This is a genomic window from Bradyrhizobium sp. NC92 (assembly GCF_025200865.1).
GTDB lineage: Bacteria > Pseudomonadota > Alphaproteobacteria > Rhizobiales > Xanthobacteraceae > Bradyrhizobium.
The window spans coordinates 8,058,422-8,081,867 of sequence record NZ_CP104171.1 but is presented as its reverse complement, the minus strand read 5'-3'; the positions used below and the strand labels follow the sequence as shown (position 1 = coordinate 8,081,867).

Annotated in this window: 24 protein-coding genes; 20 read left to right on the top strand and 4 right to left on the bottom strand. The window is 64.7% G+C overall.

What is annotated here, in order from left to right; genetic code table 11:
• Nucleotides 1-4: 4 nt before the first annotated feature.
• Nucleotides 5-1,456 (top strand): benzoyl-CoA 2,3-epoxidase subunit BoxB, encoded by a 1,452-nt coding sequence (gene boxB / locus N2602_RS37585; protein ID WP_172786133.1) that lies wholly within the window; start codon nt 5-7, stop codon nt 1,454-1,456.
• A 183-nt stretch (nt 1,457-1,639) separates the two neighbouring features.
• Here boxB and N2602_RS37580 read toward each other — a convergent pair whose 3' ends face one another.
• Nucleotides 1,640-2,449, bottom strand: coding sequence for an SDR family oxidoreductase (locus N2602_RS37580; protein WP_260381225.1), 810 nt, complete (start codon nt 2,447-2,449; stop codon nt 1,640-1,642).
• 90 nt (nt 2,450-2,539) lie between these two features.
• The gene (locus tag N2602_RS37575) at nt 2,540-3,598 is read right to left on the bottom strand and encodes a polysaccharide deacetylase family protein (RefSeq protein WP_260381224.1); all 1,059 of its coding nucleotides are present in this window, start codon (nt 3,596-3,598) and stop codon (nt 2,540-2,542) included.
• A 164-nt stretch (nt 3,599-3,762) separates the two neighbouring features.
• On the opposite strand from N2602_RS37575, the gene N2602_RS37570 reads away from it, so the two are divergent.
• The 14 genes from N2602_RS37570 (at nt 3,763) to phoB (ending at nt 16,027) form a co-directional block, all read left to right on the top strand.
• Nucleotides 3,763-5,157, top strand: a complete 1,395-nt coding sequence (locus N2602_RS37570) for an OmpA family protein (RefSeq protein WP_172786130.1) — start codon at nt 3,763-3,765, stop codon at nt 5,155-5,157.
• A 2-nt stretch (nt 5,158-5,159) separates the two neighbouring features.
• Entirely contained in the window at nt 5,160-5,456 is a 297-nt protein-coding gene (locus N2602_RS37565) for a hypothetical protein (RefSeq protein WP_212256054.1), read from the top strand.
• 97 nt (nt 5,457-5,553) lie between these two features.
• Nucleotides 5,554-6,144, top strand: coding sequence for a TetR/AcrR family transcriptional regulator (locus N2602_RS37560; protein ID WP_260381223.1), 591 nt, complete (start codon nt 5,554-5,556; stop codon nt 6,142-6,144).
• A complete protein-coding gene (locus N2602_RS37555; protein ID WP_260381222.1) occupies nt 6,141-7,046 on the top strand; it encodes a haloalkane dehalogenase in 906 nt (301 codons plus the stop codon). The genes N2602_RS37560 and N2602_RS37555 overlap by 4 nt, the downstream gene beginning before the upstream one ends.
• Nucleotides 7,047-7,057: 11 nt before the next feature.
• Nucleotides 7,058-7,285 (top strand): SelT/SelW/SelH family protein, encoded by a 228-nt coding sequence (locus tag N2602_RS37550; protein ID WP_172786126.1) that lies wholly within the window; start codon nt 7,058-7,060, stop codon nt 7,283-7,285.
• Between the two features lie 18 nt (nt 7,286-7,303).
• The gene (locus N2602_RS37545; protein WP_260381221.1) at nt 7,304-7,735 is read left to right on the top strand and encodes a GNAT family N-acetyltransferase; all 432 of its coding nucleotides are present in this window, start codon (nt 7,304-7,306) and stop codon (nt 7,733-7,735) included.
• 422 nt (nt 7,736-8,157) lie between these two features.
• Entirely contained in the window at nt 8,158-9,213 is a 1,056-nt protein-coding gene (locus N2602_RS37540) for a lysylphosphatidylglycerol synthase domain-containing protein (RefSeq protein WP_172786124.1), read from the top strand.
• A gap of 46 nt (nt 9,214-9,259) precedes the next feature.
• Nucleotides 9,260-10,552 carry an ATP-binding protein gene (locus N2602_RS37535; RefSeq protein WP_172786123.1) on the top strand — a complete coding sequence of 431 codons (1,293 nt, stop codon included), beginning with the start codon at nt 9,260-9,262 and terminating at the stop codon, nt 10,550-10,552.
• A 150-nt stretch (nt 10,553-10,702) separates the two neighbouring features.
• Nucleotides 10,703-11,716: a phosphate ABC transporter substrate-binding protein PstS gene (gene pstS, locus N2602_RS37530; RefSeq protein WP_172786122.1), complete on the top strand. Its 1,014-nt coding sequence runs from the start codon at nt 10,703-10,705 to the stop codon at nt 11,714-11,716.
• A gap of 203 nt (nt 11,717-11,919) precedes the next feature.
• Nucleotides 11,920-12,909: a phosphate ABC transporter permease subunit PstC gene (gene pstC / locus N2602_RS37525; protein ID WP_172786229.1), complete on the top strand. Its 990-nt coding sequence runs from the start codon at nt 11,920-11,922 to the stop codon at nt 12,907-12,909.
• Between the two features lie 4 nt (nt 12,910-12,913).
• On the top strand, nt 12,914-13,759 hold the full coding sequence (pstA, locus tag N2602_RS37520; RefSeq protein ID WP_172786121.1) for a phosphate ABC transporter permease PstA: 846 nt from the start codon (nt 12,914-12,916) through the stop codon (nt 13,757-13,759).
• Nucleotides 13,756-14,577 (top strand): phosphate ABC transporter ATP-binding protein PstB, encoded by an 822-nt coding sequence (gene pstB / locus N2602_RS37515; RefSeq protein WP_260381220.1) that lies wholly within the window; start codon nt 13,756-13,758, stop codon nt 14,575-14,577. The genes pstA and pstB overlap by 4 nt, the downstream gene beginning before the upstream one ends.
• Nucleotides 14,578-14,588: 11 nt before the next feature.
• Nucleotides 14,589-15,305, top strand: a complete 717-nt coding sequence (phoU, locus tag N2602_RS37510; RefSeq protein WP_025033425.1) for a phosphate signaling complex protein PhoU — start codon at nt 14,589-14,591, stop codon at nt 15,303-15,305.
• A gap of 14 nt (nt 15,306-15,319) precedes the next feature.
• Nucleotides 15,320-16,027: a phosphate regulon transcriptional regulator PhoB gene (gene phoB, locus N2602_RS37505; RefSeq protein ID WP_008143479.1), complete on the top strand. Its 708-nt coding sequence runs from the start codon at nt 15,320-15,322 to the stop codon at nt 16,025-16,027.
• A gap of 270 nt (nt 16,028-16,297) precedes the next feature.
• Here the strand turns inward: phoB and N2602_RS37500 are convergent, their stop codons facing one another.
• Nucleotides 16,298-16,810, bottom strand: a complete 513-nt coding sequence (locus N2602_RS37500; protein WP_025033426.1) for a GcrA family cell cycle regulator — start codon at nt 16,808-16,810, stop codon at nt 16,298-16,300.
• A 460-nt stretch (nt 16,811-17,270) separates the two neighbouring features.
• On the opposite strand from N2602_RS37500, the gene N2602_RS37495 reads away from it, so the two are divergent.
• From N2602_RS37495 to N2602_RS37485, 3 genes are all read left to right on the top strand, one after another.
• A complete protein-coding gene (locus N2602_RS37495) occupies nt 17,271-18,479 on the top strand; it encodes an aspartate aminotransferase family protein (RefSeq protein ID WP_260381219.1) in 1,209 nt (402 codons plus the stop codon).
• Nucleotides 18,479-19,414, top strand: coding sequence for an ornithine carbamoyltransferase (gene argF / locus N2602_RS37490; protein ID WP_172786118.1), 936 nt, complete (start codon nt 18,479-18,481; stop codon nt 19,412-19,414). Before N2602_RS37495 ends, argF begins: the two co-directional genes overlap by 1 nt.
• A gap of 170 nt (nt 19,415-19,584) precedes the next feature.
• A complete protein-coding gene (locus N2602_RS37485) occupies nt 19,585-20,592 on the top strand; it encodes an Hsp33 family molecular chaperone (RefSeq protein ID WP_260381218.1) in 1,008 nt (335 codons plus the stop codon).
• A 232-nt stretch (nt 20,593-20,824) separates the two neighbouring features.
• Here N2602_RS37485 and apaG read toward each other — a convergent pair whose 3' ends face one another.
• Nucleotides 20,825-21,217, bottom strand: a complete 393-nt coding sequence (gene apaG, locus N2602_RS37480) for a Co2+/Mg2+ efflux protein ApaG (RefSeq protein ID WP_024337101.1) — start codon at nt 21,215-21,217, stop codon at nt 20,825-20,827.
• Between the two features lie 196 nt (nt 21,218-21,413).
• On the opposite strand from apaG, the gene N2602_RS37475 reads away from it, so the two are divergent.
• Both N2602_RS37475 and N2602_RS37470 read left to right on the top strand, forming a co-directional pair.
• Nucleotides 21,414-22,655, top strand: a complete 1,242-nt coding sequence (locus N2602_RS37475; protein ID WP_212256068.1) for an OpgC domain-containing protein — start codon at nt 21,414-21,416, stop codon at nt 22,653-22,655.
• Nucleotides 22,655-23,434 carry an SGNH/GDSL hydrolase family protein gene (locus N2602_RS37470; RefSeq protein ID WP_172786115.1) on the top strand — a complete coding sequence of 260 codons (780 nt, stop codon included), beginning with the start codon at nt 22,655-22,657 and terminating at the stop codon, nt 23,432-23,434. The genes N2602_RS37475 and N2602_RS37470 overlap by 1 nt, the downstream gene beginning before the upstream one ends.
• The last annotated feature ends 12 nt before the right edge of the window (nt 23,435-23,446 follow it).

Genomic DNA, 23,446 nt, shown 5'->3' with positions numbered 1-23,446 from the left:
GGCCATGAACATGAACATCATGAACGTCGACTACTCGACCAAGATTCCCAACAACGTCAATCTCGCCGAAGACCGCCAGGTGCTGAAAGCGCTGGAAGGCTGGCATCCCGGCTACATGGATTGGTGGAGCGACATGGGGCCGGAAGGCTTCCAGGAATCGCTGGTCTATTTGCGCACGGCGTACTCGGTCGATCCGCGCGGCTGGGCCAAGTTCGACTATGTCCGCATGCCCGAATATCGCTGGGGCATTCTCCTTGCGCCGCAGGAAGAGAACCGCGTCGTGCCGTTCGGCGAGCATTATGGCGAGCCGGCCTGGCAGGAAGTCCCGGGCGAGCATCGCGCCATGCTGCGCCGCCTGATCGTGATCCAGGGCGACACCGAGCCGGCCTCGGTCGAGCAGCAGCGCCATCTCGGCAAGACCGCGCCCTCGCTCTACGACATGCGCAATTTGTTCCAGGTCAATGTCGAGGAAGGCCGCCATCTTTGGGCGATGGTCTACCTGCTGCAGAAATATTTCGGCCGCGACGGCCGCGAGGAAGCCGACGATCTCTTGCGCCGCCGCTCCGGCGACGCCGACGCGCCGCGCATGCTGGGCGCCTTCAACGAGGCGACGCCGGACTGGCTGTCCTTCTTCATGTTCACCTATTTCACCGACCGCGACGGCAAGATGCAGCTGCACTCACTGGCGCAGTCCGGCTTCGATCCCTTGTCGCGCACCTGCCGCTTCATGCTGACGGAGGAAGCGCACCACATGTTCGTCGGCGAGACCGGCATCACCCGCGTCGTGCAGCGCACCTGCGATGCGATGAAGGCGGCCGGCATCACCGATCCTACCGACATCGCGAAAGTCCGCGCGCTCGGCGTCATCGATCTGCCGACCATCCAGAAGAAGCTGAACCTGCACTATACGCTGTCGCTCGACCTGTTCGGCTCGGAAGTCTCGACCAACGCGGCCAACGCCTTCAATGCCGGCATCAAGGGTCGCTATCACGAGACCCAGATCGACGACGATCACCAGCTCAAGAACTCCACCTATCCGGTGCTCAAGCTGATCAACGGCGAGGTCAAGCTGGTTGACGAGCCGGCGCTGACCGCGCTCAACATGCGCCTGCGCGACGATTACAGCCAGGATTGCGTCAAGGGTATGCTGCGCTGGAACAAGGTGATCTCGACCGCGGGCTACGATTTCAAGCTGACCTTGCCCAATGTCGCCTTCCATCGCCACATCGGCGAGTTCAAGGACGTGCATGCGACGCCCGACGGCATTCTGATCGACGATGCCACCTGGGCCAAGCGCAAGGACGAATGGCTGCCGTCGGCCAGCGACGGTGACTTCATCACGTCATTGATGCAGCCCGTCACCGAGACCGGCCAGTTCGCCTCCTGGATCTCGCCGCCGAAAGTCGGCATCGACAACAAGCCCGGCGATTTCGAGTACGTGAAGATCGAGTCGTAACGGCTGCTAGCGAGATGCGATGGCCGCCACGCACTCACTGTCATCGCCCGGCCTTGACCGGGCGATCCAGTATTCCAGAGACTGTCGTCATAGAGCCGCGAGGCCGCGGCTTACTGGATGCCCCGGTCAAGCCGGGGCATGACAGCGGAGTATGAGGCGAGAGCGGAGTACCGATCGCCTCCTTCAGCTATCCCACCCGCTACCCTTGATCCCCGCATTCGCATAGACGATGCCGCCGTCGACCGCGATGGTCGCGCCGACCACGTAATCGCCGGCGCGCGAGGCGAGATAGATCGCGGCGCCCGCCATGTCCTCATCGGTGCCGATGCGGCCCGCAGGCACGCGCGTTGCGACCTCGTCGCCGTGATCGCGCGCGGCGCGGTTCATGTCGGATTTGAACGGCCCCGGCGCGATGGCGGTGACCACGACGTGGTCGGGGATCAGCTTCACCGCCATGCGCCGGGTCAGATGGATCAGCCCGGCCTTGCTCGCGGCGTAGGAGTAGGTCTCCATCGGATTGACGAAGATGCCGTCGATCGAGGCGATGTTGATCACTTTCGCCGGCCGCTCTGCGCTCGCCGCCGCGCGCAAGGGACCGGCCAGCGCCTTGGTCAGGAAGAACGGCGCCTTGACGTTGAGGTTCATCACCTTGTCCCAGCCGCTCTCCGGGAATTCGTCGAACTCGGCGCCCCAGGCCGCGCCGGCATTGTTGACGAGGATGTCGAGCCTCGGCTCCAGCCTGATGATCTCGCCGGCGAGCCTGTTGCAGCCTTCGATGCTCGAAATGTCGATCGGCAGCGCGATGCATTCGCCGTCATATTGCGCGCTGAGCTCCTTGGCGGTCTCCTCGCAAGGTCCGGCCTTGCGCGCGGTGATGTAGACCTTCGCCGCGCCGGCGCTGAGAAATCCCGCCGCGATCATCTTGCCGATGCCGCGCGAGCCGCCGGTCACCAGCGCGATGCGGCCTTTGAGCGAGAACAGATCGTTGAACATGTGTTCCTCCCTTTGTTGCCGCTGGTTGTGGGCGGAGCGGGAAGGGGAGTCAAGGAAGGCGCGCTTGTCCTCACGTGCGCAGAATGAGGCCTACGCCGCCGCGATGCGGCGGAAGCCGTTCCACATCGCGGTCGCGGCGCCCGAGGTCAGCACCGGCAGGATACGCGCGTCCTGATAATTGCCGTTGAGCGAGACGCGGGGCAGCGCGGTCATGTAGTCGGCGCTCTCCGCGAACAGCATGCCGGGCCGTGTCGTCACCGCGGTCTTGAAGCCGGCGGATGCGGCAAGGGCGAATTCGCGCGCGCCCGCGGCGTCGCGGTCGCCATAGGGATAGGCGAGGTGCAGCACGGGGCGCTCCAGCACCTGCTCGATCCGCGCGCGGCTCGTGGCCATCTCCTGCGCGGCGATGTCTTCCGCCTGCTTGGCGAGATTGCAATGGCTGACGCTGTGCGCGCCGATCGTGACCAGCTGATCGGCGGCAAAGGACTTGAGCTCGGCCCAGGACAGGCAGAGGCTGCGGCACAGCGCTTCCATGTCGACGCCGTAGGCCGTGCACAGCGCCCCGATCTCGCGCGCAAGATCGTGCTCGCCCGGCAGCGCGCGCAGCCAGTCGTGCAGGCGGTCGAACGCCGCCTGCTTCGCCGCAATCGTGGTCGCATCGAGCCGCAGCGCGGAATTGCCGATCTGCACGTCGATCTGGTCGGTCTTGGCGATCACGGCCTCCAGCGCCGTCCACCACAATCGCCCGGTCCCGTCGGCAAAATCGCTTGCGACATAGACCGCCAGCGGCGCGTCAAATTCGCGCAGCACCGGCAGGGCGTAATGCAGATTGTCGCGATAACCGTCGTCGAGGGTGAAGGCGGCGAAGCGGCGGTCGAACCGGCCTTCCACCAGCCGCTCATGCAGCTCGTCCATGCTGACGATGTCGATGTCGCGCGAGCGCAAATGGCACAGCGTGGCGCGCAGGAATTCTGGGGTGACCTCGAGATGCCGGTTCGGCTGGAACGCGGCCTCGCGCGCCGGCCGCACGTGGTGCAGCATGAAAATGGCGCCGACGCCCGACAAAAGCGGGCGCAACAGGTGGTGCGCCCCGCTGAAATAGAGAGCTCCCAGCCCGGCGCGGATGACGTTGTTACGCAGTTGTTTCATGACCGGGTGGGGGACTTTGGCATTCCGCCCTCAACTTACGGAAGAACCCTTGAAGAAAAAGTTATTCCAATTGTCCCACCCGGGCCTTCGGAACAGTGCCATTTCCGGTTTGACAGCCTGCCAAGGGTTTGTTTTGTCTCCGTTTCCAGAGTTCGGGTCGTCGAATGCAGAAGCTTTTCTCGTGGGCCGGTAAATGGTGGCCGGGGCTCATCCCCCTTGCCGTCATGTGGGGATTTGCGGCCTGGAATAACACCTTACCGGTCGAGGCCGATCTGTCGGCCCGCAGCTCGGCTGCGCTGAAGGACACCGTTCTGGACAAGACCCGGATCGCGGTCGACGGCCGCGACGTCAGCCTGGCCGCGGACGCCTTCTCCGAGGAGGGGCGCCGCGACGCGGTGATGGCGGTCGAAACCGTGCCCGGCGTGCGGCTGGTCGACGATCGGACCCGCCTCGTTCCTGAGGCCAAGCCCTTCGTCTGGAACGCCGAGCGCGACGTGGTGCGGGTGACGCTGTCGGGCTCCGCGCCGCTGCCGTCGATGAAGGGTCGGCTGACCGAGGCGGCCCGAAAGGAAGTCGGTGGCGTCGAGGTCGCCGACCAGATGGGGCTGGCGCGCGGGGCGCCACCGCGGTTCGAGGCCGCCGCGATGCTGCTGCTCGATCAGATCGGCAAGCTGAAGGACGGCAAGATCACGATCACGGACACCAAGGTCAACCTGTCGGGCATGGCGCGCGAGCTCGGCGGCCGCGAGGCAATCGCGGCTGCGCTGAAGAACCTGCCCGAGGGCTTTTCGATCGCCGCCAACGAGATCAAGGCGCCGCCCTACATCTTCCAGGCCTACAAGGATCCGGTAGCCGCGACGGTGACGCTCACCGGCTACGTTCCTGACAACAACGTCCACGCCGCAATTGCCACCAGCGCCTCGCGAAAGTTCTTCACCGAAAAGGTCGTCGACAATCTCAAGGCCAGCATCGGCGCACCCGGCTCCTTCAACACGGCTGTCGTCGCGGCGCTCGGCGCGCTGTCGCGGCTGTCGACTGGAACGCTCGTCGTCTCCGACCGCGAGGTGAAGCTCTCGGGCGATGCGCTCTACGAAGGCGCCGCCAACGAGATCCGCGCAGGCCTCGGCAAGGACTTCCCGAAGAACTGGCAATACAAGCCGGAGATCACGGTGAAGCCCGCCGCAGGCCCGGTCGACGGTACCGTGTGCCAGCAATTGTTCTCGGAGCTTCTGACCAAGGGCAAGATCCGCTTCGCCAACAAGCGCGCGGACATCGATCCCGATTCGGCCGGCATCCTCGATCGTCTCATCGAGACGGCGCTGCGCTGCCCCACCACCAATATCGAGGTCGCCGGACATACCGACGCCGATGGCGAGGATTCCTTCAACCAGGCTCTCTCGGAAAAGCGCGCTCAAGCAGTGATCGACTATCTGGTCAGAGCGGGCCTGCCCGCCAGCCGTTTCACCGCGGTCGGCCATGGCAGCACGCAGCCCGTCGCCGGCAACGACACCGATGAAGGCAAGGCGCAGAACCGCCGCATCGAATTTCTGGTGAGGTGACGATGCCCTATCTCGTCTCGTTCCATCTGGGCTGGCTGATCGGCTCGCTGCTGCTGGGCTTCTGCATGGGCTGGATCTCGGTGGTCCAGCGCGGCAACGGCACTTCGAAGGTGACCGCGCGCTGGCTCGCCGTGCTTGCCGCCGCCCTGGTCGCGGCCTCCCTCGCCCATGTGGTCCCCGGCCGCTTCGGTTACTGGCTCGACCTCGGCCTGATCATGTTCGCCTGTTACCTGGTCGGCTGCACCATCGGCGCCTGGCTGCGCGATCGCGTGGTCGCGCGCAGCATGCGGGCAGGCTGAAGCCCCGCCGCCGAGCGCCCTCTCTCCCCCAGCGAGGTCATGAAGAGTCGGGAAAGGCTGCGCTTGACAATAATACGTACGTACGTATTATTTGCTCATGCCTAAGCCCTCGCTCAAAGACGCCATCCTCGACGCCGGCCTCAAGGTCATGTTCCGGACCGGCTATCACGGCACCAGCGTGCGCGATGTCGCCGCCGCGGCGGGCGCCCCGCAGGGGTCCTTCACCAATCATTTTCGCTCCAAGGAAGCGTTCGCTTCGGAGGTGCTCGATCGCTATTTCGAGATCACGAAGGGATTGGTGGCGGAGGCCCTTGAAGACGCCTCGCTGACGCCGCGGGCGCGGCTCAAATGCTATCTCGACATCATCACCGGCCGCCTCGAGGCCGACGGCTACGGACGCGGCTGCCTCATCGGCGATCTCAGTCTGGAAGCGGCCGGCAGCAGCGAGCTGCTGCGCACCCGCCTCGCCGAAATTTTTGCCGAGTGGCGCATGCCGTTCGCGGGCTGCATCAGCGAGGCGCAGGAAAGCGGCGAGATCGATTCCGAATTCGAGCCCGAGGAGCTTGCCGACTTCCTGCTCGCGTCCTGGCAGGGTGCGATCCTGCGCATGAAGGTCGACCGCACGCCCCGCGCGCTCGAGCGATTCAAGACCATCGCCTTCAAGACCGTCTTCAAGGAGCCGACATGAGCCAGCAAGCCGAGATTCAGATCCGCAGCGCCTCCGTGCTGGGAAGCACGATGGCTTATCGCGAGACGGGCGCGAAGGATGCGCCGGTCGCGCTCTTTCTTCACGGCAATCCGACGTCGTCCCATATCTGGCGAAACATCCTGCCGCTGGTGGCGCCGGTGGCGCATTGCATCGCGCCCGATCTCATCGGCTTCGGCCGGTCCGGCAAACCCGATATCGCCTATCGCTTCTTCGACCACGTCCGCTATCTCGACGCGTTGATCGAAGAGCTCGGAATCAATTCGGCCTATCTCGTTGCGCAGGACTGGGGCACGGCCCTTTCATTTCATCTTGCGGCGCGTCGGCCGGCGTTCGTGCGCGGGCTTGCCTTCATGGAGTTCATCCGGCCGATGCCGACCTGGCAGGATTTCCACCAGACGGAAGCTGCGCGCGAAACTTTCCGAAAATTCAGGACGCAAGGCGAGGGGGAGGCGATGGTCCTGGAGGCGAACGCCTTCGTCGAACGCGTGCTGCCCGGCGGCATCATGCGAAGTTTGAGCGAAGACGAGATGACGCCTTATCGCGAGCCTTTTCCGACGCCGGACAGCCGTCGTCCCGTTCTTGCATTCCCGCGTGAATTGCCGATCGCCGGCGAGCCCGCCAATGTCTATCACGCGATGCAATCGGCTCATGCGTCGTTGAAAGCGTCCGCCTATCCGAAGCTACTGTTCGCGGGCGAGCCGGGAGCCGTCGTCACTCCCGCATTTGCCGAGACCTTCGCGGCCTCGCTGCAGCACTGCGCGCTCGTCCGCCTCGGGCCCGGTCGGCACTACCTCCAGGAGGATCACCCCGATGCGATCGGCCGATCGGTCGGCGGCTGGATCGCCGGCATCGAAGCGGTGCGTCCGCAGCTTGCGGCCTGAAGGAGGATGAGATGTCCGACGTGACCATCATCTATTGCCGGCCGTGTGGATACGAGAAGCGCGCCAAGGAGGCGGCCGCGGCGCTGCGCCGGCAGCTGGGGCTGGAATCGGATCTCGTCCCCGGCAAGGGCGGCGTTTTCCAGGTGAAGCTCGGCGACCGGATTGTCGCCAGCCGCAGCAAAGGTCATTTTCCTGACGGCGACGAAATCGTGGCGGCCGTCAATGCCGCCCGGGACTGAGCCGGGGAGGCTTTTGCGATGTCGATTGTCTGGTCCGACGATCTCGCCGGTGTCGACTGGGATGAGCTGTCCGCGCTCTACCGCATCGCACCGCTCGGCACCAAGACACCGGCCGATCTCGCGCTCGTGTTTGGCAACAGCATGTTTCGAACCTTCGCTTATGAGCAGGGGCGCCTCGTCGGCGCAGGCCGCGTACTCGCCGATGGCCGCGACTGCGCCTATCTCTGTGATGTCGCAGTGCACCCGGACCATCAGGGGCGGGGTCTCGGCCGCGACATGATCGAACGTCTGCTTGCGCGTTGCCGCGGCCATCGCAAGATCATCCTCTACGCCGTGCCGGGCAAGGAAGGCTTTTACGAACGCCTGGGCTTCAGGCGGATGACCACGGCCATGGCGATCTTCGAGGATCAGGCCGGCGCCTATGGCCGCGGCTATTTGACCGCGCCTTGAGTGCGGTCTGGAGCCCGCGACCTTCCGGTGCATCGGAAAATCCGGGAACGATGCCGGGATTGCCCCCTCTTTCAACAGACGGGCGGGCCCCATAGATTGACGTCGGCTTAAGGCGTGACGGAACATTGTGCGGCCGAAATCATCAAAACTTCATGGCCCCTGCGCAGGATCGCCATGGAGATTCGCGCCAGGCCTTGCCGCCGAAAGCGCCAACCCCTGCACCGGGAGCCGCTACCCTGCCTAAAATATTGAAGGCACGCGTTTTTGTTCGAATTGCCGAATTCCACTTCGGCCGAAAACGCGCTAGTGGAGGGGCGGGGGGCATGCGCGATGCCGGCGCCGGCAGCGCGGGTTCGTTGAATGCCTGCGCGTCCGCCTGTCCGCCGGCCACCCTGGCCGTTGAAGCGTTGTTCGAGGTCTAGATGCTGGAAGCCATACGCAGGGTGACGACGTTTCTGCGCCAGAAGCAAATCCTGCATAAGCTTGGAGTTGTGATCAGCATCGCGGTCATCGGCATCGCTTGCTATGTGCTCTACCACATGCTGCGGGGCATCGATTTCAACGAGGTCCTCGAAGCGATCAAGAGTACCGAGCCGAGCCAGATTGCGATGGCGGCGCTGTTCGTCGCTGCGGGCTATTTCACGCTGACCTTCTACGACCTCTTCGCCACGCGCGCGATCGGCCATGCCCACGTGCCCTATCGCATCAACGCGCTCGCGGCCTTCACCAGCTATTCGATCGGCCACAATGTCGGCGCATCCGTCTTCACTGGCGGTGCGGTGCGCTACCGCATCTATTCGGCCTACGGGCTGAACGCGATCGACGTCGCAAAGATCTGCTTTCTCGCCGGCCTGACGTTCTGGCTGGGCAATGCCGCCGTGCTCGGCCTCGGCATCTCCTACCATCCGGAGGCGGCGGCCTCGATCGACCAGCTGCCGGCCTGGCTGAACCGGACGCTGGCGCTGATGATCATCGTGGCGCTGATCGGCTATGTGGTCTGGGTCTGGACCCAGCCGCGGGTGGTCGGCCGCGGCCCCTGGACCGTGGTGCTGCCGGGAGGCCCGCTGACGCTGCTCCAGATCGCGATCGGCATCGTCGATCTCGGCTTCTGCGCGCTGGCGATGTATGTGCTGGTCCCGGACGAGCCCAATCTCGGCTTCGTCGTGGTCGCGGTGATCTTCGTCTCGGCGACCCTGCTCGGCTTCGCCAGCCATTCGCCCGGCGGCTTGGGGGTGTTCGACGCCGCCATGCTGGTCGGCCTCTGGCAGATGGACCGGGAGGAGCTCCTGGGCGGCATGCTGCTGTTCCGCGTCCTCTATTATCTGTCTCCGTTCGTCCTATCTGTAATCTTGCTGACGTTTCGAGAAGTTATCATCGGCGCCCGATCGAAGCGGTTGCAACAGGCGGCGCTCAAGCTGGACCCCGGTCCTGCGCCTGAAGCCGCCTATGTGAGAGAGCGCAGCGACAGCGGCGCCTGACCGATGTCAGGTCCTTAAGGACAGCCCCCAGGAGAAGCCCGCCCCGATGGCGATCGACGCCCCCTCTTCTCCCTCCGCCCAGCCCTGGTCCGACCGGCTGCGGCACTCGACCATCATTCTGATCGCCGCGGCGCTGGCGCTGTCCGTCGTTGTCTCGCTCGGCGAATTGTCGGCGCTGCACGCCGCAATCGTGTTCCTCTGCATCGCGGCGGCCGCCTTGATCCCGTGGCGGCTGCACGATCCCGCCGCCTCCCGCGACGACGTCAGGCGCATCAACCCGGTCGAGAGCGCGGCGGTGGCCGCGGTGGTTGCCGGCATGCCGGATCCGGCGGTGCTGCTCGACCGCGCCGGCCGCGTCGTCCACCTCAATGCCGCGGCCGCCCAGCTCGCGCCGGCGCTGCGCCGGAACGAGCTCGCCCAGTTCGCGCTGCGCTCGCCGGAGATCATCACCGCGCTGCGCGAGGCCATCGCGACCACCGAGCCGCGGCGCGCGACCTATCTCGATCATGTTCCGGTCGATCGCTGGATGGAGCTGATCATCACGCCGGTACCGGTGCCGACCAGCTTCGGCGGCACCGACAAATGCATGCTGATGACCTTCCACGACCAGACGCCGCTACGCCGGGTCGAGGAGATGCGCGCCGATTTCGTCGCCAATGCCAGCCATGAGCTGCGCACGCCGCTGGCGGCGCTGTCGGGCTTCATCGATACGCTCCAGGGTCAGGCCAAGGACGATCCCAAGGCACGCGAGCGCTTCCTCGGCATCATGCACAATCAGGCTACGCGCATGGCGCGCCTGATCGACGATCTCTTGTCGCTGTCGCGGGTCGAGCTGTCGGCCCATGTCCGGCCGGACACCCTGGTCGATCTCGTCCCGATCATCCGCCAGGTCGCCGACGGGCTCGAGCCGCTGGCGCGCGAGCGTCAGGTCGAGGTGGACATCCACCTGCCGGAGCCGCCGGTGATGATCGCGGGCGACCGGGAGGAACTGCTCCGCCTGTTCGAGAACCTGATCGAGAACGCGCTCAAATATGGCGCCTCGGGCGGACGCGTCATCGTGTCGCTGACATCGAGCGCGGCCACTGATGGAACTCAGGAAATCCGGGTCATGGTCCGCGATTTCGGCCCTGGCATCGCGCCCGAGCACCTGCCCCGGCTGACCGAGCGCTTCTACCGGGTGGATGTCGGCGACAGCCGCTCGCAGGGCGGCACCGGGCTCGGATTATCGCTGGTGAAACATATTCTTAACCGTCATCGCGGTCGGCTTCTGATCGAAAGCGTGCCCCGGCAGGGCGCCACTTTTACCGCCTGTTTTCCCCAGGCCAAGACGCCGGCTTAGACCCAAAAATCAAGCGATTTCAGTCGGTTGACTGTGTCATCCAGCTGTCACGAAACCTTCGTAAAAGCACAGCCGACCGCTCCTAAACGGGCGGCACGGGGAGCGCGATCGGGCGCGGATGGCGCTTCGCTCCCCTGTATGGAGACCAGCATGAATTTCCTCAAAACTCTCGTCGCTGCTGGCTTGGTCGCCGCATCGGCGACGGCAGCCTTTGCTGCCGACATCACGGGTGCCGGCGCGACGTTCCCGTTCCCGATCTATTCGAAGTGGGCTGACGCCTACAAAAAGGAGACCGGCAACGGTCTGAACTATCAGTCGATCGGCTCCGGCGGCGGCATCAAGCAGATCCAGGCCAAGACCGTGACCTTCGGCGCCAGCGACGCGCCGCTCAAGGCCGAGCAGCTCGAGAAGGACGGCCTCGTCCAGTGGCCGATGGTGATGGGCGCCATCGTCCCTGTCGTCAACCTCGAGGGCGTGAAGCCCGGCGAGCTGGTGTTCGACGGCGAGACCCTGGCCAACATCTATCTCGGCAAGATCACCAAGTGGGACGATGCCGCGATCAAGAAGCTCAATCCGAACGCGAAGCTGCCCTCGGAGGCGATCACCGTGGTCCGCCGTTCGGACGGTTCGGGCACCACTTTCAACTTCACCAACTACCTCTCCAAGGCCAGCGCGGACTGGAAGAGCAAGGTCGGCGAGGGCACCGCGGTCGAGTGGCCGGTCGGCGTCGGCGCCAAGGGCAACGAAGGCGTGTCGGGCAACATCAGCCAGACCAAGAACTCGATCGGTTACGTCGAGTACGCCTATGCCAAGCAGAACAAGCTGACCTACACCGGTCTCGTCAACAAGGCCGGCAAGCCGGTGCAGCCGACCGTCGAGGCCTTCCAGGCAGCCGCCTCCAACGCCGACTGGGCCAAGGCACCCGGCTATTACGTCATCCTGACCGACCAGCCCGGCGAGAAGTCCTGGCCGATCACGGCGGCGACCTTCATCCTCATGCACAAGTCCGCCACCGACAAGGCGGCCTCGCAGGAAGCCATCAAGTTCTTCCGCTGGGCCTTCAAGAACGGCGGCAAGGCGGCTGAAGAGCTCGATTATATCCCGATGCCGGACAGCGTCGTCCAGCTGATCGAGAAGACCTGGGCTGCCGAGATCAAGAGCTAAGTAGAGCTCTCGTGTCCCGGACGCGGTGCGGCCCTGGCGATGCGAAGCATCGTCCAGTGTGCCGCTCCGCTAGAGCCGGGACCTACAAGCACCAGGCCCCGGATCAGCGGCGCACCGCTTCGCGCTGCACCGCATCCGGGGCACGGGACCGCCACCAACAACAAGCGTATATAAAACGGGCACAGGGGATCGGCGTGGCTGAGATGGCTGTCGAGAGCAATGTGATTGATGCTGCCGGTCCATATGATCGCGCCAAGGCCTTGAGCGCGTTCAAGCTCGGCGACGTCACCTTCTACTGGATCACGCGGTTGTCCGCGATCTCGGTGCTGCTGATCCTCGGCGGCATCATCATCTCGCTGATCGTCGGTGCGTTCCCGGCGATCAAGGAATACGGCATCTCCTTCCTGTGGACCCAGCGCTGGGCGCCCTCCGCCGATCCGCCGGTGCTCGGCGCGCTCGGGCCGATCTATGGCACGCTCGTCACCTCCTTCATCGCGATGCTGATCGCCATTCCCGTCGGTCTCGGCATTGCGATCTTCCTCACCGAGCTCTGCCCGCAATGGCTGCGCCGCCCGATCGGCATGGCGGTGGAGCTGCTCGCCGGCATCCCCTCGATCATCTACGGCATGTGGGGCTTCTTCGTGCTCGGCCCGTTCCTGGCCAACACCTTCCAGCCCTTCATGATCAGGGTGTTCGACGGTGTTCCCGTGCTGGGCGCGATCTTCGCGGGTCCCCCGTCCTATCTCAGCCTGTTCAACGCCGCCCTGATCCTCGCCATCATGGTGCTGCCCTTCATCACCTCGATCTCGGTCGATGTGTTCAAGACGGTGCCGCCGGTGCTGAAGGAAGCCGCCTATGGCGTCGGCTGCACCACCTGGGAAGTCGTCCGCAGCGTCGTGATCCCCTACACCCGCGTCGGCATCATCGGCGGCGTCATGCTGGCGCTGGGCCGCGCGCTGGGCGAGACCATGGCGGTGACCTTCATCATCGGCAATTCGTTCCGGATCTCCTCGTCGATCTTCGCCCCGGGCACCACGATCTCGGCCGCGATCGCATCCGAGTTCGCCGAGAGCGACGGCCTGCACCAGTCCGGCCTGATCCTGCTCGGCCTCCTGCTGTTCGTGCTGACGTTCTTCGTGCTCGCGGCCGCCCGGTTGATGCTGCTGCGCCTGGAAACCAAGGCGGGGAAGTGAAGCCATGAACCCGATCTATTCGCGCCGCCGCCGCTGGGACATCGTCATTCGCGGACTCTGCATCGCAGCCGCTGCGTTCGGCGTCACCTGGCTCGCGCTGATCCTGATGACGTTGCTCTACAACGGCCTGGCCGGGCTCAACCTCCAGGTCTTCACCGAGAACACGCCGCCGCCCGGATCGAACGAAGGCGGTCTGCTCAACGCCATCGTCGGCTCACTGATCATGACCGTGATCGGCGTCGGCATCGGCGCGCCGCTCGGCCTGTTCGCCGGTACCTATCTTGCCGAATACGGTCGCAACGACAAGCTGACCTCGGTGATCCGTTTCATCAACGACATTCTCCTGTCGGCGCCCTCGATCATCATCGGCCTGTTCATCTACGGGGCGGTGGTGGTGCCGATGCGCGGCTTCTCGGCGATCGCGGGCAGCCTCGCGCTCGCCGTCATCGTGATCCCGGTCGTCGTGCGCACCACCGAGGACATGCTGCTGCTGGTGCCGAATCCGCTGCGCGAGGCGGCCTCTGCGCTCGGTCTGCCGCGCTCGCTGGTGATCAAGCGCATCGCCTATCGTGCCGCGCGTTCCGGCCTCATCACCGGCGTGCTGCTGGCGACCGCCCGCGTCGCGGGCGAGACCGCACCGCTGTTGTTCACGGCGCTGTCGAACCAGTTCTTCAGCCTCGGCCTGAACAAGACGATGGCGAACCTACCTGTCACCATCAACAACTTCGTGCAGAGCCCCTACGAATATTGGAAGCAACTCGCCTGGAGCGGCGCGCTGCTCATCACCCTGACCGTGCTTGCCCTGAACATTGGCGCGCGCATCCTTGGCGCCGAGAGGACTGCAAAATGAGTGAAATGTCTGTTTCCGTCAGCGCGCCGACCGTTCATCCCGGCTCGCAGCCGCTGCCCGAGGCGCCCGCCAAGGTCACCGCGCGCAACCTGAATTTCTACTACGGTGAGCACCACGCGCTGAAGAACATCAATCTGACGCTCGGCACCAACCGCGTCACGGCGTTCATCGGCCCGTCGGGCTGCGGCAAGTCGACCCTGCTGCGCATCTTCAACCGGATGTACGACCTCTATCCGGGCCAGCGCGCCACCGGCCAGCTGCTGCTTGACCAGACCAACATCCTCGACGCCAAGCTGGACCTCAACCTGTTGCGGGCCCGGGTCGGCATGGTGTTCCAGAAGCCGACGCCGTTCCCGATGACAATCTACGAGAACATTGCCTTCGGCATTCGTCTGTACGAGAAGATCTCGAAGTCGGAGATGGACGGCCGTGTTGAGAAGGCGCTGCGCGGCGGCGCGCTGTGGAACGAGGTCAAGGACAAGCTCAATGCCTCCGGCCTGTCGCTCTCCGGCGGCCAGCAGCAGCGCCTCTGCATCGCCCGCACCGTCGCGGTGCGGCCCGAGGTGATCCTGTTCGACGAGCCTTGCTCGGCGCTCGACCCGATCTCGACCGCCAAGGTCGAGGAACTGATCCAGGAATTGTCCGAGAACTACACGATCGCGATCGTCACCCACAACATGCAGCAGGCGGCGCGCGTCTCCGACAAGACCGCCTTCATGTATCTCGGCGAGCTGATCGAGTTCGACGACACCAGCAAGATCTTCACGTCGCCGAGCGATCGGCGCACGCAGGATTACATCACCGGCCGGTTCGGCTGAGGAGACGGAATATGGGTTCTGAACATACCGTAAAGGCCTTCGACAGCGATCTTCAGGAGCTCACTCGCCTGGTCGCCGAGATGGGCGGCATCGCCGAGCGCATGATCGTCGATTCCGTCGACGCGCTGATCCGCCGCGACGTGGCACTCGGCCAGCGCGTCGTCACCACCGACGCCGATCTCGACGCGCTGCAGAAGCGCATCGAGGAGCGCGCCGTGCTCACCATCGCCCGCCGCCAGCCAATGGCCGTCGACCTGCGCGAGATCGTCGGCGCCATGCGCGTTGCGACCGATCTCGAGCGCATCGGCGATCTCGCCAAGAACATGGGCAAGCGCGTCGCGGCGCTGGAGACGGATTTCCATCCGCTCAAGCTGTTCCGCGGCCTGGAGCACATGACAGACCTCGTGCAGCAGCAGGTCAAGAGCGTGCTCGACGCCTATGCCGCGCACGATTTGCCGGCGGCGATGGCGGTGTGGAAGGGCGACGAGGAAGTCGACGCCATCTGCACCTCGCTGTTCCGCGAGCTCCTCACCTATATGATGGAGGATCCGCGCAATATCTCGTTCTGCATCCACCTGATGTTCTGTGCCAAGAACATCGAGCGGATCGGCGACCACGCCACCAACATCGCCGAGACCGTGTTCTACATGATCGAGGGCCAGGCGATCACCGACAAGCGGCCGAAGGGCGACATGACGACCTTCGCCACGACGGTGCCGAATACCTAAGGAGCGACGACAACATGGGCGCACGCATTATGGTGGTAGAGGACGAGGAAGCTCTCACCGAGCTTCTCCGCTACAACCTCGAAGGCGACGGCTATGACGTCGAGACGGTGATGCGCGGCGACGACGCCGACACCCGCCTCAAGGAGCACATTCCCGATCTGATCGTGCTCGACTGGATGCTGCCGGGCCTGTCGGGCATCGAGCTGTGCCGGCGGCTTCGGACCCGTCCCGAGACCAAGCAGCTGCCGATCATCATGCTCACCGCGCGCGGCGAGGAGAGCGAGCGGGTACGGGGCCTCGCAACCGGCGCCGACGATTACATCGTCAAGCCGTTCTCGGTGCCGGAGCTGCTCGCGCGCGTGAAGGGTCTGCTCAGGCGCGCCAGCCCCGAGCGGCTCGCCACCGTGCTCGCCTATGGCGACATCGAGCTCGACCGCGACAAGCGCCGCGTGGCGCGCTCGGGCCGGCCGATCGATCTCGGCCCGACCGAATATCGCCTGCTGGAGTTCTTCCTGGAGCATCCCGGCCGCGTGTTCTCGCGCGAGCAGCTGCTCGATAGCGTCTGGGGCCGCGACATCTATATCGATGAGCGTACCGTCGACGTCCATATCGGCCGCCTGCGCAAGCTGCTCAATCTCGGCCGCGAGCAGGACCCGATCCGCACCGTCCGCGGCGCCGGCTACGCGCTGGATGATCGCTTCGCGAAGGCCGAGCAGACGTAAGATCTGCGAGCTGTTGGTGTGGTGAGCTGCGGCTACACCCTCAACCGTCATCCCGGGGCGCGCCCAGCGCGAGCCCGGGATCTCAGCGCGAGCGCTTGCGCTCGTCGCGATCAACCCAAGGACTTTGTTTGGCGAAGACCCGGCGTGACCATCTCGCGCAGCAATTGCGCCCTGTGGTTATGGATCCCCGCCTTCGCGGGATGGCACCGAGTGAGTTCAGCCGTCATCGTGTGACGGCTGCCGTATGTGCAGCCAACTAATTCCGCAAGCTCAGCGCGTGCTCGGCTTCGCCGGTGCGCGACGGCGGTCCGCTGCGGGCTGATAGGCCACGCGCGAATGCTGGGCGCAATAGGGCAGGCCGGAGAGCGCCTTGCCGCCGCAGAAGAAGAAATCCGGGCTCGAGGGATCGCCGACCGGCCAGTGGCAGGTCGCCTCGTTCAATTCCAGCAGCGACAGGCGCTGGCTCATCGGCACCACGTTGTCGTAGGTAACCGGCTCGGCTTCCACCTCGACCTCGAAGGCCTGCGCCAGCGCGGTGTTGCCGCGCGCAACGGGTCGCGTCACGCGCATCATGTGCTGCGCGGGCCGTGCCTTGCGCGGCCGCGGTGCTGCCGATGAAGGGCTCTTGGCGCGGCCGGACAGGCCGAGCCGGTGCACCTTGCCGATCACGGCATTGCGGGTCACATTGCCGAGCTCCGCCGCGATCTGGCTGGCCGAAAGTCCGGCCTCCCAGAGCTTCTTCAGCTGCTCGACGCGATCATCGGACCAGGTCAAAACCGTCATTGCACCCTTTCCCTCGCAGCGCGCCTGCCATCCTGGAGCCTTCGCCGCGATTGCCTAAAGCCTTGAAAAACCCGTGCCGCCAGAATCCCTTAAGGCTCGCCGGGCGCGCTCAAGACGCCCGAACGTTTACGCCGGTACATGAGGACTTTTGGGATCAGAACTGCTGCACGAGATGTCGTATCTGACAGTCCAAACGCTACAATATGGCGTGACTCCCGCGCAAGAGTCCGCCGACTCGCTTCCACATGTTCCGTGGTGAAAAACCCGCAAAATCGGCACCGCAAGACTACGGATTCAGCGTTTCGCGAGGCTTTCCGGGCGGCATTGACACCCGTCTTTCCAGGCATAAGATAGTGCCACGTGCCGCCCTTAAAAGGCGGCACGTTTCGTTTTCCGGGGCCGGTCAATGGTGCGTTGCGCAATGCGTGCCTCACACCGTCCGCAACATTCAAGTGACGTCATGACTAACAGCGCCGCGCCGCATTTGCTCCCCGTCTTCGCCAGGGCCGACCTCGGTTTCGAGCGCGGCGAAGGCTGCTGGCTGATCGCGACCAATGGTGATCGCTATCTCGATTTCACCTCGGGCGTGGCGGTGAATGCGCTCGGCCACGTTCATCCCGCGCTGGTCAAGGCGTTGCAGGAGCAGGCGACGAAGCTCTGGCACATGTCGAACCTGTTCCAGAGCCCCGATGGCGAGAAGCTCGCAAGCCGCCTCTGCAATGAGAGCTTCGCGGACTTCGTATTCTTCTGCAATTCCGGCGCCGAGGCGCTGGAAGGTGTGGTCAAGCTCGTCCGCCATCATCACTTCTCCAAGGGCCATCCGGAGCGTTATCGCATCATCACCTTCGAAGGCGCCTTCCATGGCCGCACGCTGGCGACGCTCGCCGCCACCGGGTCTGCGAAATATCTCGAGGGCTTCGGTCCGCCGATGGACGGCTTCGATCAGGTGCCGCACGGTGACCTCGACGCCGTGAAGAAGGCGATCGGCCCGCACACCGCCGGCATTCTCATCGAGCCGATCCAGGGCGAGGGTGGCGTTCGTGCTGCGCCTCACGCCTTCCTGAAGGTGTTGCGCGAGCTCTGCAACGAGCGCGGCCTGTTGCTCGCCTTCGACGAGGTGCAGACCGGCATGGGCCGCACCGGCGAACTCTTTGCCTACAAGCGCACCGGCGTCACACCGGACGTGATGTCGCTCGCCAAGGCGCTCGGCGGCGGCTTCCCGATCGGCGCGGTGCTGGCGACCGCGGATGCTGCCGCCGGCATGGGGCCCGGCTCGCACGGCTCGACCTTCGGCGGCAATCCGCTCGCGATCTCGGCTGCGAACGCCGTGCTCGACGTCATGCTCAAGCCCGGCTTCTTCGACCACGTGCAGAAGATGTCGCTGCTGCTCAAGCAGAAGCTCGCCTCCGTGATCGACCGTCATCCCGATGTCGTCTGCGAGGTGCGCGGCGAGGGCCTCCTGATCGGCATCAAGGCCGTGGTGCCGTCGGGCGATCTCGTCGCGGCGCTGCGCTCCGAAAAGCTGCTCACCGTCGGGGCCGGCGACAATGTCGTGCGCTTCCTGCCGCCCTTGATCGTCACCGAAGCGGAGATCGAGGACAGCGTCGGCCGGCTCGAACGCGCCTGCACGGCGATCTCCTCCAGTCAGACCAAGCGGGCGGCAAGCTGATGAGCACGACGCCCAACAAAGCTCCAAAGCACTTCCTGGACATCAACGAGCTGCCGCTGTCGGAGCTCAAGAGCATGCTCGCCGCCTCTTCCGCCATGAAGGCGAAGCAGAAGGCGCAGCAGCCGGTCAGGCCGCTCGAAGGCAAGACGCTGGCGATGATTTTCGAGCGTCCCTCCACCCGCACCCGCGTCTCGTTCGACGTCGGCATGCGTCAGCTCGGCGGCGAGGCGATCATGCTCACCGGCGCCGAGATGCAGCTCGGCCGCGGCGAGACCATCGCCGACACCGCGCGGGTGCTGTCGCGCTATGTCGACGCCATCATGATCCGCATCCTCAATCACGATGCGCTGCTGGAGCTTGCGGCCAACGCCACCGTGCCCGTCATCAACGGCCTGACGCGGCGTTCGCACCCCTGCCAGGTGATGGCCGACCTCATGACCTATGAGGAGCATCGCGGCCCGATCGAGGGCAAGACGGTGGCCTGGACCGGCGACGACAACAACGTGCTGGCGTCCTGGGCCCATGCCGCCGAGCGCTTCAAGTTCCAGCTCAATGTCGCAACGCCGCCGGAGCTTGCACCGAAAAAGGTCATGCGGGACTGGATCAAGGCGACGGGGGCGCCGATCGTGCTCGGTACCGATCCCGAGGCCGCGGTGCGCGGCGCCGATTGCGTCGTCACCGACACCTGGGTGTCGATGGGCGACAAGGAGGGCGAGCACCGTCACAACGTGCTCAAGCCCTACCAGGTCAATGCGAAGCTGATGTCGCTGGCCAAGGCGGATGCATTGTTCATGCACTGCCTGCCGGCCCATCGCGGCGAGGAGGTCACGGATGAAGTGATCGACGGCCCGCAATCGGTCGTGTTCGATGAGGCCGAAAACCGCCTGCACGCGCAGAAGGGAATTCTGGCCTGGTGCTTCGACGCGGTGAAGTAGCCTTTCTGAAGCCCGGATGGAGCGCAGCGAAATCCGGGGTTCTCAGCGTGCGGAACGATCTCCCCGGATTACGCTGCGCTCCATCCGGGCTGCGCGGCCCGTCGTTCTGAGGACGACGGAATGCGGCCGTTCCCCTTCCATTTCCGCCCACCGACCCCAGATAATGCGCCATGGTTTTCCAATCTCCTGACATGAATACCGGGCCTGAAGGCCCGGTTCGCGCGCCATCATCGGTTCCGGTCGATGACGCCGTGCTGCCTTACGAGGTCGACGCGCTCGACGTGCGCGGGCGCCTGGTGCGGCTTGGCCCTGCGCTCGACGACATCCTCACCAAGCACGATTATCCCGCGCCGGTCGGCAAGCTGCTCGGCGAGGCCATCGTGCTGACCACGCTGCTCGGCTCGGCGCTCAAATTCGAAGGCCGCTTCATTCTTCAGGCCCAGACCGATGGCCCGGTGTCGTTCCTGGTGGTCGACTACAAGGCCCCGGACCGTCTGCGCGCCTATGCGCGGTTTGATGCCTCGCGCCTGGGCACGGCAAAAGATTCCGGCACGCTGCTCGGTCGCGGCCATCTCGCCATGACCATCGACCAGGGCGCCGACATGAGCCGCTACCAGGGCCTGGTTGCGCTCGATGGCGGCAGCCTGGAAGATGCTGCTCATGAATATTTCCTGCGCTCCGAGCAGATCCCGACGCGTGTGCGACTCGCGGTCGGCGAGGAGTGGCGCTCGAGCGACGGCGGCAAGCATCGCTGGCGCGCCGGCGGCATGCTGATGCAGTTTCTGCCGAAGGCGCCGGAGCGCGCGCGGCAGGCGGACTTGCATCCCGGCGATGCTCCCGACGGCACCGAGGTGCACAGCGTCACCGAGGACGATGCCTGGGTCGAGGCGCGCTCGCTGATCGAAACCGTCGAAGACGTCGAGCTGATCGATCCCGAGCTCTCCGGCGAGCGGCTGCTCTACCGCCTCTTCCACGAGCGCGGCGTGCGCGTGTTCAATCCGCAGGTGCTCGAGGCGCGGTGCTCCTGCTCGCGCGATGCGGTCGCCGCGATGCTCAAGAGCTTCTCGCCCGACGACCGCGCCGCCATGGTCAAGGACGACAAGGTCGTCGTCACCTGCGAGTTCTGCTCGTCGGTGTACCAGTTCACGCCGCACGAGGCAGGCGCGGAGGACGCGTAGCGTCGCCTTCGTCATTGCGAGCGCAGCGAAGCAATCCAGAGCCTTTCCGCGGTGGCAGTCTGGATTGCTTCGCTGCGCTCGCAATGACGAGGCTGGAGAGGCTATTCGCCAAGCGCTCGGGCATCGTAGGGTGGGTTAGCGTAGCGTAACCCACCTCTTCTGGTTCTGCGGATACAAACAATGGTGGGTTACGCCTTCGGCTAACCCACCCTACGGCACCGAAGTCCGCCCCCTAGTTCAACACCCGCTTGTTGTCCGGGCTGTCGAGCGAAAACGTGGGCACGTCGATCTCGAAGCGCTCGCCGGTTTCGCTGACCATCTGGTAGCGGCCGGTCATGAAGCCGGAGGCGGTCGAGAGCGGCACGCCGGAGGTGTATTCGAAGCGCTCGCCGGGGGCGAGGATCGGCTGCTCGCCGACCACGCCCTCGCCCTTCACCTCCTGCTGGCGGCCGGAGGCATCGGTGATGATCCAGTGCCGCGTCTTGAGCTGCACGGTCTCCTCGCCCGAATTGGTGATGACGATGGTGTAGGACCAGAAGTAGCGCGAGCGGTCGGCCGACGATTGCTCCGGAACAAAGTTCGGCTCGACGGTCACTTCGATCTGGCGGGTCACGGCGCGGTACATGGCTGCCATCATAGCGAAATCCGCCCCGGGAACCAAACCCCTACGGGCGGCCTTGGCGACATCGTCCCGCCAGAATTGGAGGAAAAGCACACCACCTAGGGAGACACCCTTATGTGATCCGGGCGCTTTGCGAGACGACAGCCGGACCATTACACTGCTTCAACGTCGCGATTTGCGGAACGGTTTCCAGGCCCCGATGACCATTGCCGACCGAGTGACGGGATCGACCATCGCAGGAACCGCGGGCGCCAAGCCGCGCGCCGCTGCGCCAGCCATCACGCTGCCCGCCATCGGCGAGCGCGAGCTCCGGCTCGATCTGTTCCGCGGACTCGCGCTATGGCTGATCTTCATCGACCATCTGCCGCCGAGTCTGCTGACCTGGTTCACGATCCGCAATTACGGCCTCAGCGACGCCACCGAGATCTTCATCTTCATCTCCGGCTACACCGCTGCCTTCGTCTATGGCCGGGCCATGCTGGAGAGCGGCGTTCTCATCGCCACCGCGCGCATCCTGCGCCGGGTCTGGCAGATCTACGTCGCCCACGTCTTCCTGTTCACGATCTTTCTCGCCGAGATCTCCTATGTGGCGACCAGGTTCGAGAACCCGCTCTACACCGAAGAGATGGGCATCATGGACTTCCTCAAGCAGCCCGACGTCACCATCGTGCAGGCGCTGCTGCTACGCTTCCGTCCCGTCAACATGGACGTGCTGCCGCTCTACATCGTGCTGATGCTGGCGCTGCCTCTGATCCTGTGGTCGATGAAATGGCGGCCGGACGTCACGCTCGGGCTTTCGGTCCTGCTCTACGCGGTGACCTGGGAGTACGATCTCTATCTCTCGGCTTATCCGAACGGGTTCTGGGCCTTCAATCCCTTCGCCTGGCAATTGCTGTTCGTGTTCGGTGCATGGTGCGCGCTCGGAGGTGCGCGTCGCATGTCGCGCATCCTGGCCTCGCCCGTGACGATGTGGATCTCGATCGCCTATCTCGTCGCGGCGTTCTACGTGACGCTGACCTGGTACGTGCCGCAGCTGTCCCAGTTCATGCCGAAGCGGATCGAGCAGTGGATGTATCCGATCGACAAGACCGACCTCGACGTGCTGCGCTTCACGCATTTCCTGGCGCTGGCCGCGCTCACCGTGCGTTTCCTGCCCCGGGATTGGCCGGGCTTGAAATCGCGCTGGCTGCGACCATTGATTCTATGTGGCCAGCATTCGCTCGAGATCTTCTGCCTTGGCGTCTTCCTGGCCTTTGCCGGCCATTTCGTCCTCGCCGAAGTCTCCGGCGGGCCGGCCATGCATGCGTTGATTAGCCTCTCCGGAATCCTGATCATGTGGGGGGTTGCCTGGGTCATTTCGTGGTACAAGCGTGTGGCTGACAAGAGCGGTGCGAAAACCAAAAACGCCGTCGGCAACGCCGATCTGGCGGGAGGGGGCTGATGAAGGCGAAGGTTCTCCTGAGCCTGATCCTGCTATGCGGTAGCCTCGCCGCGCCCACGGCGCGCGCGGGCGATGCCGCGTCTGCCGCGTCCCCTGTGCCTGCGGCCTGCGAATTGCCGTCCTATCTGCTGACCAGCGAAAGCCAGCTGCCCAAGGTCGCCGAGGCGGTCAAGGCCGGCAAGCCGCTCGATATCCTGGTCATCGGCAGCCGCTCGACCACGATTCCTTCCTCGGAGGGCAGCTCCTATCCGGCGCGCATGGAGGCGATCCTCAAGGAGAAGCTGCCGCCGTCCGAGGTGGTGCACGTCTCCGTAGAAATACAGAGCAAGAAAACGGCAGAGGAGACCGCGTCCAGCTTCGTTAAGCTGATGGAAGCAAAAACGCCTACTTTGGTCATCTGGCAGACCGGGACCGTGGATGCTATCCGATCCATCGATCCCGACGAATTTCGTGGCGCGGTGACCGACGGGGTTGTTGCGCTGCAAAAGGCAGGGGCTGACGTCGTCTTGATGAATTTGCAATACAGCCCGCGCACCGAGACCATGATCTCGGCGCAGCCTTTTCTCGACAATATGCGCGTCGTTGCGCAGGAGCACGACATTCCGCTGTTCGATCGTTTCGCGATCATGCGGCAGTGGAATGAGCAGGGCCAGTTCGACCTGTTCAGCCCGTCCCGCGGGCCTGAGCTGGCGAAGCAGGTCCATGATTGCCTGGGCCGGGCGTTGGCACAGTTCGTGATTGACGCTGCTCACCTGGAGCCGGCCCAGCAGCAAAATTGAGGTCTAGCGTTA